This is a genomic window from Williamsia sp. DF01-3, assembly GCF_023051145.1.
Lineage (GTDB): Bacteria > Actinomycetota > Actinomycetes > Mycobacteriales > Mycobacteriaceae > Williamsia.
On record NZ_JALKFS010000005.1, the window covers coordinates 2,678,347 to 2,694,173 of the forward strand.

Consider the following 15,827-nt stretch of genomic DNA (forward strand, 5'->3'; position numbering starts at 1 on the left):
CGAAAGCGCGGATTAATAGTTGCACGCATCAAGCGGCCAGCCAAACGCAAAAGGCCTAGTTGTGGCGCGTGTCTACCGTTGTGACACAAGTGAATGTGGTGTGCCTCACTCGTGTTGACGCGCACCTCGACCACCCGGCGGCGGTGCCGCGTTCGCCTGACGTGGTGCGCGAACGCCAGAAGCCCTCGTCAGCTACGCGCTGACCAGGGCTTCTGAGGGTGGAGCGGGTGACGGGAATCGAACCCGCGTAGCTAGTTTGGAAGACTAGGGCTCTACCATTGAGCTACACCCGCGTGCACACGATTTCGGCGGGATCGCCACCGTCGTCGTCTGCGAAAAGGACTGTACCGCCTCCGGCCCGCGGATCGAAAATCGCCTCGCCGCCATCACCGGTTTAGGTGGAGACCGACACGGCACGTAGTATTTGCGTTCGGTTCCGCAGGCGGTGACAGACCCCTGCGGGCGGACCTACACGGGATGTGGCGCAGCTTGGTAGCGCATCCGCTTTGGGAGCGGAGGGTCGCAGGTTCAAATCCTGTCATCCCGACTCACGTGAGAAGGCAAGACAAGGGAGTCAAGTGAAGAGCACCGTCGAGCAGATCAGCCCGACGCGGGTCAAACTCAACGTCGAGGTCCCGTTCGCGGAACTCGAACCGGATTTCGCCCGCACCTACAAGACGCTGGCCCGCGACATCCGGATCCCCGGATTCCGGCCCGGCAAGGCACCGGCCAAACTGATCGAGGCCCGAGTCGGCCGCGACGCAGTGCTCGCCCAGGTCGTCAACGAGGCGATCCCGGGCAAGTACAGCGAGGCCGTCGCCGAGACCGAGATCAAGGCGATCGGTCAGCCCGAGATCGACCTCTCCGAACTCGCGTACGGCGAGAGCATCACGTTCACCGCCGAGGTCGACGTGCGCCCGGACATCGATCTGCCCGACTACTCGACCCTCGAGGTCGAGGTCGAACCGGTCAAGGTCGACGACGAAGCTGTGGACGAGCAATTGGAGTCCCTGCGCGCACGTTTCGGCACCCTGACCGGTGTGGACCGACCCGTCGCCGACGGCGACTTCGTGTCGATCGACCTCTCCGCCACGATCGACGGCAAAGAGGTCGAAGAGGCAGCCACGAGCGGTCTGTCGCACGAGGTGGGATCCGGTGAGCTCATCGACGGACTCGACGAGGCCCTCATCGGTCTGAAGGCCGGCGAAGAGAAGACCTTCACCAGCACCCTGGTGGCCGGTGAGCACAGCGGCGATCAGGCCGAGGTCACCGTCAAGGTCCTCACCGTCAAGGAACGCGAGCTGCCCGAGGTCGACGACGAGTTCGCCCAGCTGGCGAGTGAGTTCGACACCGTGGACGAGCTGAAGGCCGATCTGCGTGAGCGTGTCGCACGGTCGAAGAAGATGGAGCAGGCCAACGCGATCAGCGAGGCGCTCGTCGCCAAACTGACAGAGTCGGTCGAGATCCCGCTTCCCGAGGCCGTCGTCACGGCCGAGGTCGACGGACAGGTCCACCAGGTGGTGCACAGCCTCGGACACGACGAGGCGGCGTTCGAGCAGCTGCTCGAGGCGCAGGGCACCACCCGCGAGAAGTTCGAGGCCGAGACACGCGAGGCGGCCGAGAAGTCGGTCAAGACCCAGCTGTTGCTCGACGCCATCGCCGACCAGCAGGACACCGAGGTCGGCCAGGACGAGCTGATGCAGCAGATCATGTTCCAGGCGCAGCGTTACGGCATGCAGCCCGCGGAGTTCGCGCAGCAGCTGCAGCAGGCCAATCAGGTGGGCGCGGTGTACGCCGAGGTCCGCCGGAGCAAGGCACTGTCGTCGATCGTGCACCTGGTGACCGTCAAGGACACCGAGGGCGAGACCGTCGACACCGAAGAGTTCTTCGGTAAGCCAACGTCCGACGAGGACGCCGACACGTCGGCATCCGATGAGTCGTAGCTGGTAAAACGCCAGCACAATTTCTGCTGTCAGCGAATAGGGGCGACGCCGGGCCATCGGCGTCGTCCCTATTCGTTAGGGTCGAAGACAGCAATCAAATGACTGTGAGTCCGTTGAACGAAAACCCCGGAAATCTTTCCGGGACGTCGAAGGTAGGTACCGTGACTGAGCCGAAGATCCACACGCCCGCGCTCTCCGGAGCAACCGCGAGTTCGGGTATCGGTCTGAATTTGTCCGACTCGGTCTTCGAGCGCCTGCTGCGCGAGCGGATCATCTTCTTGGGCACCCAGGTCGATGACGAGATCGCCAACCGGCTGTGCGCCCAGATCCTGCTGCTCGCCGCAGAGGATCCGACCAAGGACATCAGCCTTTACATCAATTCACCCGGTGGCTCGGTGACGGCCGGCATGGCGATCTTCGACACCATGCAGCTCGCCCCCTGTGACATCGCCACCTATGCGATGGGCATGGCCGCGTCGATGGGACAGTTCCTGCTCGCCGCGGGCGCCAAGGGTAAGCGCCACGCCCTGCCTCACGCGCGCATCATGATGCACCAGCCGTCAGCGGGCATCGGCGGTACCGCTGCCGACATCGCCATCCAGGCCGAGCAGTTCGCGCTGACCAAGAAAGAGATGAACAAGCTCAACGCCGAGTTCACCGGTCAGCCTCTGGAGAAGATCGAAGAGGACGCAGACCGCGACAAGTGGTTCACGGCCGAGGCCGCCAAGGAATATGGGTTTGTCGACCACGTCATCACACGCGCCTGATCTCAGTCTCGCGCCCGAACCGAACCCGTCGCACACTCACCGGAGAGACCGAGAAGACATGAACAACCTTTCACCCCAGTCGCGGTACATCCTGCCCTCGTTCATCGAGCACACGCCGAACGGCGCTCGCGAGTACAACCCCTACGCCAAGCTCTTCGAAGAGCGGATCGTGTTCCTGGGCACGCCGATCGACGAGACGGTTGCCAACGACATCATGGCCCAGCTGCTGGTGCTCGAGTCGCAGGACCCTGACCGCGACATCATCATGTACGTCAACTCGCCCGGCGGGAGCGTGCCCGCGATGCTGGCCATCTACGACACCATGCAGTACGTGCACTGCGACATCGCGACCGTCTGCCTCGGCGAGGCGGCATCGGCCGCGGCCATCGTCCTGGCCGCCGGAACACCGGGTAAGCGTGCGGCGCTGCCCAACGCCACCGTTCTGATCCACCAGCCCCGCACCGGTGGTGCATACCAGGGCCAGGTGTCCGACCTCGAGATCCAGGCGGCCGAGATCGAGCGGATCCGCAAGCGGCTCGACGACATCCTCGCCGGGCACACCGGACAGCCGGCGGACAAGATCCGCAAGGACACCGATCGCGACAACATCCTGACCGCGCAAGCGGCCAAAGAGTACGGGATCATCGACGAGGTCTTCGAGTACCGGAAGAAGTCAGGAAAGAAGTAGCGCCGCGCTCGGCCCGCCGTCCTCGGCGGCGGGCAAGAGCGGTCGTGGGGGCAGGCAAAAAGGCCCGCGACATTTGGCTTTATCGGTCGAAGTTCCGCCTACGTACGGGTACGGTCGTGGTTACTGTGCTCCGCATGGGCTGGGGCGGACCACCGGACTTCACGTCTTTGGAGCATCAGGGTAAGGGAAGTAGGTACAGCAACAGATGGCACGTATCGGAGATGGTGGCGATCTGCTGAAATGTTCTTTCTGCGGGAAGAGCCAAAAGCAGGTCAAGAAGCTGATCGCTGGCCCCGGCGTGTACATCTGCGATGAGTGCATCGACCTGTGCAACGAGATCATCGAGGAAGAGCTGGCCGAGACCAGCGATGTCAAACTCGATGAGCTCCCCAAGCCCATGGAGATCCGGGATTTCCTGGAGAACTACGTCATCGGTCAGGACACCGCCAAGCGCACCCTGGCCGTCGCGGTCTACAACCACTACAAGCGCATCCAGGCCGGCGACCGCAAGGACTCGCGCGGCATGGAGCCCGTGGAGCTCGCGAAGTCGAACATCCTGATGCTCGGTCCGACGGGCTGTGGAAAGACCTACCTCGCACAGACCCTGGCGAAGATGCTGAACGTTCCGTTCGCCATCGCCGACGCCACGGCGCTCACCGAGGCCGGCTACGTGGGCGAGGATGTCGAGAACATCCTGCTCAAGCTCATCCAGGCGGCCGACTACGACGTCAAGCGGGCCGAGACCGGCATCATCTACATCGATGAGGTCGACAAGATCGCCCGCAAGAGCGAGAACCCGTCGATCACCCGGGACGTCTCGGGTGAAGGCGTGCAGCAGGCATTGCTCAAGATCCTCGAGGGCACGCAGGCCTCGGTACCTCCGCAGGGCGGTCGTAAGCACCCCCATCAAGAGTTCATCCAGATCGACACCACAAACGTGCTCTTCATCGTGGCCGGCGCATTCGCCGGACTCGACAAGATCGTGTCGGATCGAATCGGCAAGCGCGGCATCGGATTCGGCACGGAGGTCGCCAAGAACGACGACGACAGTGCTGACCACTTCGCCGAGGTCATGCCCGAGGACCTGATCAAGTTCGGTCTGATCCCCGAGTTCATCGGCCGACTGCCGGTGATCGCATCGGTGACCAACCTCGACAAGGAATCCCTCGTCAGCATCCTGTCGCAGCCGAAGAACGCGCTCGTCAAGCAGTACGCGCGACTCTTCGACATGGACGGTGTGGAACTCGAATTCAGCGAGGACGCTCTCGAGGCCATCGCGGATCAGGCGATCCACCGTGGCACCGGTGCTCGTGGTCTTCGGGCCATCATGGAAGAGGTCCTGCTCCCGGTGATGTACGACATCCCGAGCCGCGATGACGTCGCGAAGGTGGTTGTCACAGGAGAAACCGTGCGCGACAACGTTCTTCCCACCATCGTTCCCCGCAAGCCGCGGCGCGACGAAAGGCGCGACAAGAGCGCCTGAGCCGCTGGGCTATTCGAGAACGCGGTGACCGGCCGAGTAGACGTTCATGGATTCTCCGCGGAGAAATCCGACGATCGTCAGGTCGTTGTCGTTGCCCAGATCGACTGCTAGTGACGATGGCGCGGACACCGCCGCGAGTATCGGTACCCCGGCCATGACGGCTTTCTGCGCGAGCTCGAAAGACGCGCGGCCGGACACCATCAGCACCGTTGCCCGTAGTGGCAGCAATCGTTGTGTCACAGCCCATCCGATCACCTTGTCGACAGCGTTGTGGCGACCTACATCTTCGCGAACCGCGAGGAGTTCGCCGTCGGTGGTGAACAGCGCGGCTCCGTGTACTCCGCCGGTCGCGTCGAACGTCTTCTGTAGCGACCTCAACTGCTCTGGCATGGTGAAGAGCGTGTCGACATCCACGGTCGAGGGATCGTCCTGCAGCCGGTAGTTGGATGCCAGTCGAACAGCGTCGAGGGATGCCTTTCCACACACACCGCACGATGAGGTGGTGTAGAAATTTCGTGTCGAGCCCGCGGGAAGCGGCCGGTCGCCGCGCAGGCTGACGTCGAGCACGTTGTAGGTGTTGCGGCCTTGGTCGTCGACGCCGTCGCAATATCGGATGGCGCTGATGTCGTCCGCGCCGTCGATGAGTCCCTCGGTCATCAGGAAGCCGTGTGTGAGATCGATGTCGGACCCAGGTGTTCGCATCGTGACCGAGAGCGCTTCTCCGCCAACACGAATCTCGAGGGGTTCCTCGACAGCGAGGGAGTCGGCCCGCGAATCGGTGTTGCCCGGCCGGATCCGTCGAACCCGCGTACGACTGGTCACTCGTCCCATGACGACCATCATCACCCTGTGCTCCCGTTTTCGCCCACGCGCCCCCGTGCTCGCGTTAACTGTCTCCATGGAGCATGAGCGAGTAGGCGCAGTTGTCCTGGCCGGTGGCGCATCCAAGCGGATGGGCAGCGACAAAGCGGCACTGGAATGGAACGGCGAATCGATGCTCGGCCGGATCACCCGGATCGTGGGGGAACGATGCGATCCGGTTCTGGTGCTGGCCCCGGAGGGCTCGCCCGCCTATCAGGGCTTGCGGGCCGGCCACGATGGTGTCGACGGCACCGCTGACAGCGGCTCCGCGGACGTCACATGGGTGACCGGTGAGGCTGAAGGCGCCGGCCCGCTCGGTGGTCTCGCCACCGGATTGGCCGCAGCCGCAGAACGTGGCCGCGACATCGTGTTCGTCTGTGCCACCGACATGCCCCTTGTCACCGCTGAGATGGTCGATGAACTGCTGCGCGGGCTCACCGACGCCGACGACGCCGCCATCGCCGTCGACTCGCAGCGGGCTCACCCACTGGCCGGGGTGTACCGCACCCGTGCGGCGGCCACGCTGGACGAGTTGGTCCAGGGTGGCGAACGCCGGATGCTGGCCGCAGTGGACGCTCTGCGAACCAACCGGGTGACGCTGAGCGATCCGACGTGGTTGACCAACGTCAACGCCCCCGAAGACCTGCACCGATTGCGTGTTCCCTGAGCAGGAGACCTGCACTTTCGTCTCTTCACCACCGACTGCCTAGAATTGGCCGGTGACCGAATCGTCCCAGCACTCCGACAGCACCTCCGAAGCCCTGCCCAAGACCTGGGATCCCGGCGTACACGAGGGACGGCTGTACCGGAACTGGGTAGAGGCCGGATACTTCACCGCGGACCCGTCCAGCGACAAGCCGCCGTTCTCCATCGTCCTGCCGCCGCCGAACGTGACGGGCTCGCTGCACATGGGACACGCCCTCGACCACGTCCTGATGGACGCCATGTGCCGCCGTCGGCGGATGCAGGGGTACGAGGTGCTCTGGCTCCCGGGCATGGACCATGCCGGTATCGCGACGCAGACCCTGGTCGAGCGTCAGCTGACGGGGCAGGGCATCGACAAGAACGACATCGGGCGTGACGAGTTCATCGACCGGGTGTGGAAGTGGAAGGCAGAATCCGGCGGAGCGATCGGTGCCCAGATGCGCAGTCTCGGCGACGGCGTCGACTGGAGTCGTGAACGCTTCACCATGGACGACGGACTGTCCCGGGCCGTGCAGACCGTGTTCAAGAAGATGTTCGACGAGGGGTTGATCTACCGCGCCGAGCGACTCGTGAACTGGTCGCCGGTGCTGCAGACCGCGATCAGCGACATCGAGGTGAAGTACTCCGACGTCGAAGGCGAGCTCGTCAGCTTCAGGTACGGCTCCCTCGACGACAACGAGCCCCACATCGTCGTTGCGACCACGCGAATGGAGACCATGCTCGGTGACACCGCGATCGCGGTGCATCCGGACGACGAGCGTTACAAACACCTGGTCGGCACAGAACTGGACCACCCATTTGTCGATCGGCGCATCCCGGTTGTCGCGGACGACTATGTCGATCCCGAATTCGGAAGTGGCGCAGTCAAGATCACGCCCGCGCATGACCCGAACGACTTTGCACTCGGAGCGCGACACAACCTGCCGATGCCGACGATGATGGACGAGTCGGGTCGAGTCGCGGGTACCGGAACGCAGTTCGACGGCCTCGATCGCGCCGAGGCACGGGTCAAGGTCCGTGAGGTGCTGGCCGAACAGGGCCGCATCGTCAAGGAGGTGCGCCCGTATCTGCACAGCGTCGGTCATTCCGAACGAAGCGGCGAACCGATCGAGCCACGCCTGAGCATGCAGTGGTGGGTGCGGGTGGAGTCGCTGGCCAAGGCAGCCGGCGACGCGGTACGCAACGGCGACACCGTGATCCACCCTGCTTCGCTCGAACCGCGCTGGTTCGCATGGGTTGATGACATGCACGACTGGTGCATCTCGCGCCAGCTGTGGTGGGGGCATCGGATCCCGGTTTGGTACGGCCCGGACGGTGACATGGTGTGCGTGGGCCCGGGGGAGTCGGCGCCGGAAGGGTACGTGCAGGACAACGACGTCCTCGACACCTGGTTCTCGTCCGGACTGTGGCCCTTCTCCACCATGGGGTGGCCCGAGGAGAGCGCCGAGCTGGCCAAGTTCTATCCCACGTCCGTCCTGGTCACCGGGTACGACATCCTGTTCTTCTGGGTCGCCCGGATGATGATGTTCGGTACGTACGTCGCCGGGGCCATCGGCGAACAGATCGGCGCGGACGCTCCGGTCCCGTTCCGGAACGTCTTCTTGCACGGCCTCGTTCGCGATGAGCACGGCAGCAAGATGTCGAAGTCGAAGGGCAACGGGATCGACCCGCTGGACTGGGTGAACCAATACGGCGCGGATGCGCTGCGATTCACACTCGCGCGAGGTGCGAACCCCGGCGGCGACCTTTCCGTCGGCGACGATCTCGCGCAGTCGTCGCGCAATTTCGCCACCAAGTTGTTCAACGCCACCAAGTTCGCGTTGATGAACGGGGCGAAGGTCGGGGAGCTGCCGCCGCGTGCAGATCTCACCGACGCAGATCGGTGGATTCTCGGGCGACTCGACGAGGTGCATGCCGAGGCGGACGCGGGTTTCGAGGCCTACGAGTTCTCCAAGGCCTGTGAGGCGCTGTACCACTTCGCCTGGGACGAGGTGTGCGACTGGTACCTCGAACTGGCCAAGGTGCAATTCGCGCGCGAAGACGAAACCGTCTCGGCCACAACAAAGATCGTTCTCGGAACCGTGCTCGATTCTCTGCTGCGAATGCTGCATCCGGTGATGCCATTCGTCACCGAGGTTCTGTGGCAGACCATGACCGGAGGCGAATCCGTGGTCATCGCCGACTGGCCCTCCGCATCAGGTGAACAGGTCGATCGCAACGCCCATCACCGCATCGAGGACACCCAGCGACTGATCACCGAGATCCGCCGGTTCCGTAGCGACCAGGGACTCAAGCCGTCGCAGCGAGTCGCCGCCGAACTGATCGGACTCGAAGCCGCAGACCTCGTCGCGCAGCGCGACTACATCGACTCACTGGCACGACTGAGCACAGCGGAGCCGGGCTTCGCGGCGACCGCGACCATCGAGGTGCGCCTGCGTGCGACGACGGTGACGGTGCAGATCGACACCTCCGGCACGATCGATGTGGCTGCGGAGAAGCGTCGTCTGGAGAAGGAGTTGGCCGCAGCGGAAAAGGAGCTGGCCACCACCACTGCGAAGCTGGCCAACGAGCAGTTCATGGCCAAGGCGCCCGACCACGTGAAGGCGAAGATACAGACCCGGGCGCAGGTGGCCGAGGAAGAGATCGTTCGTATCAAGGCCAAACTGGCCGAATTGGATTCGCGGTCGTGACGGGCCCCCAGGTACCGACCGCGGAGGACCTCGCCGAACTCGGGGAGGTGGAGGCGCAGCTCGACACCCGCTGGCCCGAGACGAAGATCGAACCGAGCTTGGCCAGGATCTCCGCTCTGATGGATTTGCTGGGGTCGCCGCAGCACGGCTATCCGGCGATCCATGTGGCCGGCACGAACGGGAAGACCTCGGTCACGAGGATGATCGACGCGCTGCTCACCGCTCTCCATCGGCGTACCGGTCGGATCACCAGTCCGCACCTGCAGTTGGCCACCGAACGCATCTCCATCGATGGGGAGCCGATCTCACCGCGTGTCTACGTGGACACCTACCGAGAACTCGAGCCCTACATCGACATGATCGACGATCGGTCACTCGCGGCCGACGGCCCACGGATGAGCAAGTTCGAGGTCCTCACCGCGATGGCCTACACGGCCTTCGCCGAGGCGCCGGTGGATGTCGCGGTGGTCGAGACAGGCATGGGCGGCAGGTGGGATGCCACCAACGTGATCAACGCTTCGGTGGCTGTGATCACCCCGATCGCGATGGACCACAGCGACTATCTGGGTGACACCCTCACGGCCATCGCGGGGGAGAAGGCCGGGATCATCAAGAAGGCCCCGGATGCACTGGTGCCGACCGACCCGGTGACCGTGCTCGCCGTCCAGCAGCCGGAGGTGGCGGACGTGCTCCTGCGCGCCGCGGTCGCGGCCGACAACTTCGTGGCCCGTGAGGGCTCGGAGTTCGCGGTACTCGAACGCCGGACCGCGGTGGGCGGACAGATGCTCACGCTTCAGGGCCTGGGCGGCGAATACTCCGAACTGTTCCTGCCTCTGCACGGAGCGCATCAGGCGTCGAACGCGGCGCTCGCACTCGCGGCGGTCGAGGCCTTCTTCGGCGCCGGTGCGGACCGGCAGCTCGACATCGAGGCGGTGCGCGCCGGCTTTGCCGCAGTCACCAGTCCCGGACGGTTGGAGCGGGTGCGTTCGGCGCCGACTGTCTTCCTCGACGCGGCGCACAACCCGCACGGTGCCGCCGCGCTCGCGGCCGCGCTGGACGAGGAATTCGACTTCCGGCGGCTGATCGGCGTCATCAGTGTGATGGCCGACAAGGACGTCGCAGGACTACTCGCCGCGTTCGAGCCCGTGTTCGACGCCATCGTGCTCACCCACAACGGATCCCCGCGGGCGATGGACCCGGAACAACTGGCCGACGTGGCCATCACGATCTTCGGCGAGGATCGGGTCCAGGTTCGCGGCTTCCTGCCCGATGCGGTCGAGACCGCCATCGAACTGGCCGAGGAGAACCTCGACGAGGCCGAGGGCATGTCGGGGACCGGCGTGGTGATCACCGGCTCGGTGGTGACTGCGGGCGCTGCTCGCACCCTCTTCGGCAAGGATCCGGCATGAGCCCTCAAAACCCTGACCCACCAGCGCGATTCACGCCGCCGACGGTCGATCCTTGGCGTGGTCTACGGGGTGTGATGGCCGGAACGCTCATCCTGGAAGCGATAGTGGTGATGCTCGCCTTTCCGATCGTCGTCCGGGTCGGCGGCGGACTGACGGCATGGTCGGCCGTGTATCTCGGTGTTCTGACGCTCGCTCTCATCCTGGGTTCCGGGCTGCAGGGCAGAAGCTGGGCGCTTCCGTATGACCTTGCGCTGCAAGTGATCACCGTGGCCGGGTGGATCGTCCACTGGTCCATCGGGGCGGTCGGCGTGGTGTTCCTGCTGGTGTGGTTGTACATCGCATACATCAAGCGGGACGTTCGTCTTCGAATGGAACGCGGCTTGCTGAACGGGCAAGAGCCGATCACCGACTGACGCAGGTCAAATCGTGTTGTCCGGTAACGATTTTTGTTGTTGCCGGAACGTGACCTGAAAACTCGCATTTCGGGTTCCGTGGAGCCATCGACGCTGACAAGATCGCACACACACGTAACCGTCGAAAGGCCCATCTTTTATGTCTCGTCTCGCATCCGTTCCTGCCGTACTCGCAGCCGGCGCCGCCTGCATCGTCGCGGGGACTGCACTCGGTGCGGGCTCGGCATCGGCTGTCGCGGGCCCACCCATGCCGGTGGGTGGCAGTCAGTTCAGTTACACCGCCACCCATGCTCTGACTCAGCGAGCCGCAGACATGGACCTGCCGGAGTTCGTGGCGTCGCTCCCGGTGCCCGCCGAGTACAAGCCGGCGAACCTGGCACTGGCCGCGCGTTTCGACGTCGCGGTACAAGAGGCGCTTGCCTCGCCGGGCGGCTGCATCCAGGTGGTCATCGATCCGGCGCCCACCACGGGTGGCGTGTTCAGCTACGGGTTCTTCGGAGTCGACGGCGCGTACTGCCAGCCGTAGGGCAGCGCCCCCGACCGGCGGGCTAGGCTGACCGGGTGACTGAACGGACTCTGGTACTCATCAAGCCCGACGGTGTGAAGCGCGGCCTGGTCGGCGACATCATCGGCCGCATCGAGCGCAAGGGCTTGACCCTGGTGGCTCTGGAACTCAAGACCGTCAGCGACGACGTCGCTGCGGGACACTACGCGGAGCACGAGGGCAAGCCCTTCTATCCTTCGCTGCTCGAATTCATCACGTCGGGCCCCCTGGTCGCGGCGGTGCTCGAGGGCCCGCGCGCCGTGGCCGCCTTCCGGCAGATCGCCGGCGGAACCGATCCGGTGGAGAAAGCCGTACCCGGGACGATCCGCGGGGACTACGCGCTGAGCACCCAGTTCAATCTTGTCCACGGGTCGGACTCGCCCGATTCGGCCGAGCGCGAAATCGGTCTCTGGTTCCCTGACCTCGGCTGATCGGACTCGCTGTCGGCCTGTGTGCCGGCGATGTCGGAGGTCTGGACCGCCGGGCCTCAGTTGTGTGGGATACTGACAGAGGTTGTCGAGCCCTCGCGGGCGTCGACTGCCAGATGATCAGTTCGGGTGCTCGGTCCCCACTCATGTGGTTCTCACGTGGCGTGGTGTGGACATCGTGGCGCTCGACATCAGTCAGTCATCACGCCAGGCATCGCCGGTGAACGCGGGGTCATCCCCGCCGACATAGGGCGAAGCGAGACCTACAATCCCGGCGCAGTCCGGGTAAATAGCACAGCCCTCGCGTGGCCGCGTTTATCCGCGCCCGGGGGCTTGAGGAGAATACGTGGCCGACACGCAGTCGCCGGACGAACTGAACAGCACAGGTTCGGCGCAAGAATTCCCGCACAAACTACGAGTGCACGCGCTGGCCAGGATTCTTGGCCTCAGTAGCCGCGAGGTGCTCGCGCACCTCGCCGAGCTGGGCATCGCGGCTCGCAGCCCACAGTCGAGCATCGTGCGCAGCACCGCCATCGCGGTACGCGACCGGATCAATCCGCCGCCCGCCGACGAGTCGGTGGAGGGCGACGATGCCATCACCGCCGGTGCCGACGCCCCGCCGGCGGACCCCCAGCCGGCCGACCTGCCGGTCGAAGGCGAGCAGTCGGCGGAGGTGTCGACTGCGCCTGTCGCCGAGCCGGCATCAGAGAATGTCTCCACACCCGAGGATGCCGAGGTCGCTGCGGCGGCAACTGCACCCAGTGAGGACGCTCCGGCCGAGGCCGAGCCCGCTGACAAGGCGCCGGAGTCCGCACCACGCGAGCGGTCGATTCCCAGCCTCTTCTCCGCGGTGGAAGAGGAGCAGCCTCGGCACACGCCGACGACCTCTGCCGGGGCCGGGGCAGGATCGCCGCTCTTTCTGTCGGCAGATCAATCGGCTCCCATCCCGCAGAGCACCAAGGACTCGGTCGACGCGGACGCCGACACCGAAACCGAAACCGATACCGACGATTCGGACGACGAGAGCGAGTCGGGTTCGCGGAAACGGCGTCGCGGTCGTCGTGGTCGCGGTCGTGGACGCGGTGACCAGGCCGGCGGTGACTTCGGCGACGACGATTCGGATACGGACGCCACCGATTCGGCCGGAGAGTCGGCTCGGGAGACCCAGGACGGCGCCTCGGCAGACTCAGACGACGTCTCCGACACCGACGACACCTCCGGAACCGACGAAGCCGCGAAGCCCGAGACGAAATCGGGGAACAGGCGAAAGCGGAGTAGGCCGAAGAAAGCCCGGCCCGACTCCGAAGGCGACAACGAGCAGGGCCCAGACGGCTCGCCGGCCGATGCCCCCGCCGACGAGACGGCCGGTGGCGATGACGACGACTCCGACCAGTCGGCCGAATCGGACTCTTCGGACTCCGATGATCAGGACGACTCGGGCGACGGCGCCTCGGCAAATCGTAGGCGTCGTCGCAGGCGCCGCCGCAAAGGCGGAGAGGGCGACGAACCGCTGCCTGCCGACGACCCGCCCAACACGGTGGTGCACGAACGCGAGCCACGGAACAAGTCGCGTGGCCGCGATGAGGTGCAGGGCATCTCCGGGTCCACCCGTCTCGAGGCCAAGCGCCAGCGACGCCGTGATGGCCGCGACGCGGGACGGCGTCGTCCGCCCATCCTGAGTGAGTCGGAATTCCTGGCGCGCCGCGAAGCGGTCGACCGGGTGATGGTGGTGCGCGAACGCTCAGGTGTGGCCGCAACGGTCACTCACGGGGACACGCACTCAGACGGGAACGCCGAATCTTCGAACCAGCAGACTCGCGATTACACGCAGGTTGCGGTGCTGGAAGACGGCGTATTGGTCGAGCACTTCGTGACCACGTCCAACTCCTCGTCGATGGTGGGCAACATCTACCTCGGTCGGGTGCAGAACGTCCTGCCCGGCATGGAAGCTGCCTTCGTCGACATCGGACGGGGACGCAACGGCGTGCTCTACGCCGGTGAGGTGAACTGGGACGCAGCCGGTCTCGATGGCGGATCACGCAAGATCGAGCAGGCCCTGCGTCCCGGTGACCAGGTCTTGGTCCAGGTCAGCAAGGACCCCGTCGGGCACAAGGGTGCCCGTCTGACCACGCAGATCTCCCTGGCCGGCCGGTACCTGGTGTACGTGCCGGGCGGCGGTTCCACCGGGATCAGCCGCAAGCTTCCCGACACCGAGCGCAAACGCCTCAAGCAGATCCTCGGCAAGATCGTTCCCGACGACGCCGGTGTGATCATCCGCACCGCGTCCGAAGGTGTCTCCGCCGAAGAGCTGACGGCCGACATCGAACGTCTGCAACAGCAGTGGGAAACCATCAACGCAGCCACCTCGGCGGCCGGTAGCTCGAAATCCGGTGCGCCGCAGACGTTGTACGAAGAGCCGGACCTTCTCGTGAAGGTCGTCCGTGACCTCTTCAACGAAGACTTCAAGAAGCTCATCGTCGAGGGCAACGGTGCCTGGAACCAGGTGGAGAACTACGTCCGAGGCGTCGCACCCGACCTGCTCGACCGCACCGAGCGATTCGAGAAGGCCCACGCCGATGCGCCGGACGTGTTCGACGTGCACCGGATCGACGAGCAGTTGGCAAAGGCATTGGACCGCAAGGTGTGGTTGCCCTCCGGGGGAACACTGATCATCGAGCACACCGAGGCGATGACCGTCGTCGACGTGAACACCGGCAAGTTCACCGGCTCGGGCGGAAACCTCGAAGAGACGGTGACCCGCAACAACCTCGAGGCTGCCGAAGAGATCGTCCGGCAGATGAGGTTGCGCGACATCGGCGGCATGATCATCGTCGACTTCATCGACATGGTCCTCGAGTCGAATCGCGACCTGGTCCTGCGCAGGCTCACCGAGGCATTGGGCCGCGATCGCACCCGCCATCAGGTGTCGGAGGTGACGTCTCTCGGCTTGGTGCAGATGACGCGAAAGCGCCTCGGAACCGGTTTGCTCGAAGCATTCTCGACCACCTGCACCTGCTGTAACGGGCGCGGCATCGTCGTGCACGCCAACCCGGTCGAGATCTCGTCCGGCGATGATCAGGCAGGTCGCGGCGACAACACCAAGAGGGCGCGGCGCAACCGTCGCAGTGGCAAAGCGGATCAGCCTGCAGCTGTCGAGAGCAAACCGGCTGCCCACAGTCCCGCCGAGCACCCGATGTTCCGCGCGATGGCCAGCCACACGCCCGATTCCGAGACACCCCAAACCGAGACCGACTTCGAGGTCACGGAGACGGGTTCGGAGCAGTCCGGCAACGCGGCTGCCCGCGACGTGACCGACACCGAGGACACCACGTCCACGATGTCCGCGTCTGTGGCTGTCGAGGACACGGCTGCAGGGTCGTCGAAGGTTCACGGTGACCCCGCTCCGGCCATCACGTCATCGGGCGAAGACCGGGCGGCGTCGGTTGCCCCCAAGAAATCCGAGAAGTCCGAAAAATCCGAGAAATCTCGGCAGCCCGAGAAGTCCGGCACATCCGATACCGCGAGCCCTGTGGACGAAACGGCACAGAGCCCGGCGACCCCGGCGGGCGATACTCAGCAGAGCACCGCTGACGAACCCGGACAAACGCCGCAGAGTGCCCCGCCGAAACGGCGACGCGCAGTGCGGCGCAAGCCGGCGGCTCCCACCACGGCGACCGATCCCGCTGTCATCGCCGAGGTCATCGCCTCACCGGTGACCACCTCGGGGCCGGTCGGGACCTCCACGTCCACCGAGCCGGCTGTGGCGGTACGGCGCACGCCACGACGGCGCGCAGCCGGGCGACCTGCAGGTCCGCCGGTGGAGGAGTGAGGATTGCTGGTCGTACCAGGTCAGTTTGACCCGGCCCGCCACACTCCCGTAGCCTGGATCAGTCGCC

12 protein-coding genes and 2 tRNA genes are annotated in these 15,827 nt (G+C 65.1%); 12 read left to right on the forward strand and 2 right to left on the reverse strand.

The window, feature by feature from the left end; translation table 11 throughout:
• Positions 1 to 219 precede the first annotated feature (219 nt).
• A tRNA-Gly gene (locus MVA47_RS14745) sits at positions 220 to 293 on the reverse strand.
• A gap of 180 nt (positions 294 to 473) precedes the next feature.
• Between MVA47_RS14745 and MVA47_RS14750 the strand changes: the two genes are divergently transcribed.
• The 5 genes from MVA47_RS14750 to clpX all read left to right on the forward strand — a co-directional run bounded on the left by MVA47_RS14750 (position 474) and on the right by clpX (position 4,881).
• Positions 474 to 547 (forward strand) — tRNA-Pro (locus MVA47_RS14750).
• A gap of 31 nt (positions 548 to 578) precedes the next feature.
• The gene (gene tig, locus MVA47_RS14755) at positions 579 to 1,943 is read left to right on the forward strand and encodes a trigger factor (RefSeq protein WP_247208476.1); all 1,365 of its coding nucleotides are present in this window, start codon (positions 579 to 581) and stop codon (positions 1,941 to 1,943) included.
• 161 nt (positions 1,944 to 2,104) lie between these two features.
• On the forward strand, positions 2,105 to 2,710 hold the full coding sequence (locus MVA47_RS14760) for an ATP-dependent Clp protease proteolytic subunit (protein WP_099385045.1): 606 nt from the start codon (positions 2,105 to 2,107) through the stop codon (positions 2,708 to 2,710).
• A 58-nt stretch (positions 2,711 to 2,768) separates the two neighbouring features.
• On the forward strand, positions 2,769 to 3,398 hold the full coding sequence (locus MVA47_RS14765) for an ATP-dependent Clp protease proteolytic subunit (protein ID WP_030163730.1): 630 nt from the start codon (positions 2,769 to 2,771) through the stop codon (positions 3,396 to 3,398).
• Between the two features lie 205 nt (positions 3,399 to 3,603).
• Entirely contained in the window at positions 3,604 to 4,881 is a 1,278-nt protein-coding gene (clpX, locus tag MVA47_RS14770) for an ATP-dependent Clp protease ATP-binding subunit ClpX (protein ID WP_247208477.1), read from the forward strand.
• 9 nt (positions 4,882 to 4,890) lie between these two features.
• On the opposite strand, the gene fdhD is transcribed toward clpX, so the two are convergent.
• Positions 4,891 to 5,712 (reverse strand): formate dehydrogenase accessory sulfurtransferase FdhD, encoded by an 822-nt coding sequence (gene fdhD, locus MVA47_RS14775; RefSeq protein ID WP_247208478.1) that lies wholly within the window; start codon positions 5,710 to 5,712, stop codon positions 4,891 to 4,893.
• Between the two features lie 67 nt (positions 5,713 to 5,779).
• Between fdhD and MVA47_RS14780 the strand changes: the two genes are divergently transcribed.
• The 7 genes from MVA47_RS14780 to MVA47_RS14810 all read left to right on the forward strand — a co-directional run bounded on the left by MVA47_RS14780 (position 5,780) and on the right by MVA47_RS14810 (position 15,760).
• Complete coding sequence (locus MVA47_RS14780) at positions 5,780 to 6,409, forward strand: molybdenum cofactor guanylyltransferase (protein WP_030163728.1); 630 nt, start codon at positions 5,780 to 5,782, stop codon at positions 6,407 to 6,409.
• A gap of 52 nt (positions 6,410 to 6,461) precedes the next feature.
• Positions 6,462 to 9,137: a valine--tRNA ligase gene (locus MVA47_RS14785; protein ID WP_247208479.1), complete on the forward strand. Its 2,676-nt coding sequence runs from the start codon at positions 6,462 to 6,464 to the stop codon at positions 9,135 to 9,137.
• Positions 9,134 to 10,546 (forward strand): folylpolyglutamate synthase/dihydrofolate synthase family protein, encoded by a 1,413-nt coding sequence (locus MVA47_RS14790; protein ID WP_247208480.1) that lies wholly within the window; start codon positions 9,134 to 9,136, stop codon positions 10,544 to 10,546. Before MVA47_RS14785 ends, MVA47_RS14790 begins: the two co-directional genes overlap by 4 nt.
• Complete coding sequence (locus MVA47_RS14795) at positions 10,543 to 10,959, forward strand: DUF4233 domain-containing protein (protein WP_030163723.1); 417 nt, start codon at positions 10,543 to 10,545, stop codon at positions 10,957 to 10,959. Before MVA47_RS14790 ends, MVA47_RS14795 begins: the two co-directional genes overlap by 4 nt.
• A gap of 139 nt (positions 10,960 to 11,098) precedes the next feature.
• Entirely contained in the window at positions 11,099 to 11,485 is a 387-nt protein-coding gene (locus tag MVA47_RS14800; RefSeq protein ID WP_023960389.1) for a hypothetical protein, read from the forward strand.
• Positions 11,486 to 11,520: 35 nt separating this feature from the next.
• On the forward strand, positions 11,521 to 11,934 hold the full coding sequence (ndk, locus tag MVA47_RS14805; protein ID WP_030163720.1) for a nucleoside-diphosphate kinase: 414 nt from the start codon (positions 11,521 to 11,523) through the stop codon (positions 11,932 to 11,934).
• Between the two features lie 343 nt (positions 11,935 to 12,277).
• Complete coding sequence (locus MVA47_RS14810) at positions 12,278 to 15,760, forward strand: Rne/Rng family ribonuclease (protein WP_247208481.1); 3,483 nt, start codon at positions 12,278 to 12,280, stop codon at positions 15,758 to 15,760.
• Positions 15,761 to 15,827 lie beyond the last annotated feature (67 nt).

Excerpts from the sequence above, each read along its gene's own strand:
- MVA47_RS14800 (WP_023960389.1), top strand. The coding sequence starts at position 11,099 with ATGTCTCGTCTCGCATCCGTTCCTGCCGTACTCGCAGCCGGCGCCGCC.
- MVA47_RS14795 (WP_030163723.1), top strand. The coding sequence starts at position 10,543 with ATGAGCCCTCAAAACCCTGACCCACCAGCGCGATTCACGCCGCCGACG.
- MVA47_RS14780 (WP_030163728.1), top strand. The coding sequence starts at position 5,780 with ATGGAGCATGAGCGAGTAGGCGCAGTTGTCCTGGCCGGTGGCGCATCC.
- clpX (WP_247208477.1), top strand. The coding sequence starts at position 3,604 with ATGGCACGTATCGGAGATGGTGGCGATCTGCTGAAATGTTCTTTCTGC.
- fdhD (WP_247208478.1), bottom strand. The coding sequence starts at position 5,712 with ATGGGACGAGTGACCAGTCGTACGCGGGTTCGACGGATCCGGCCGGGC.
- MVA47_RS14765 (WP_030163730.1), top strand. The coding sequence starts at position 2,769 with ATGAACAACCTTTCACCCCAGTCGCGGTACATCCTGCCCTCGTTCATC.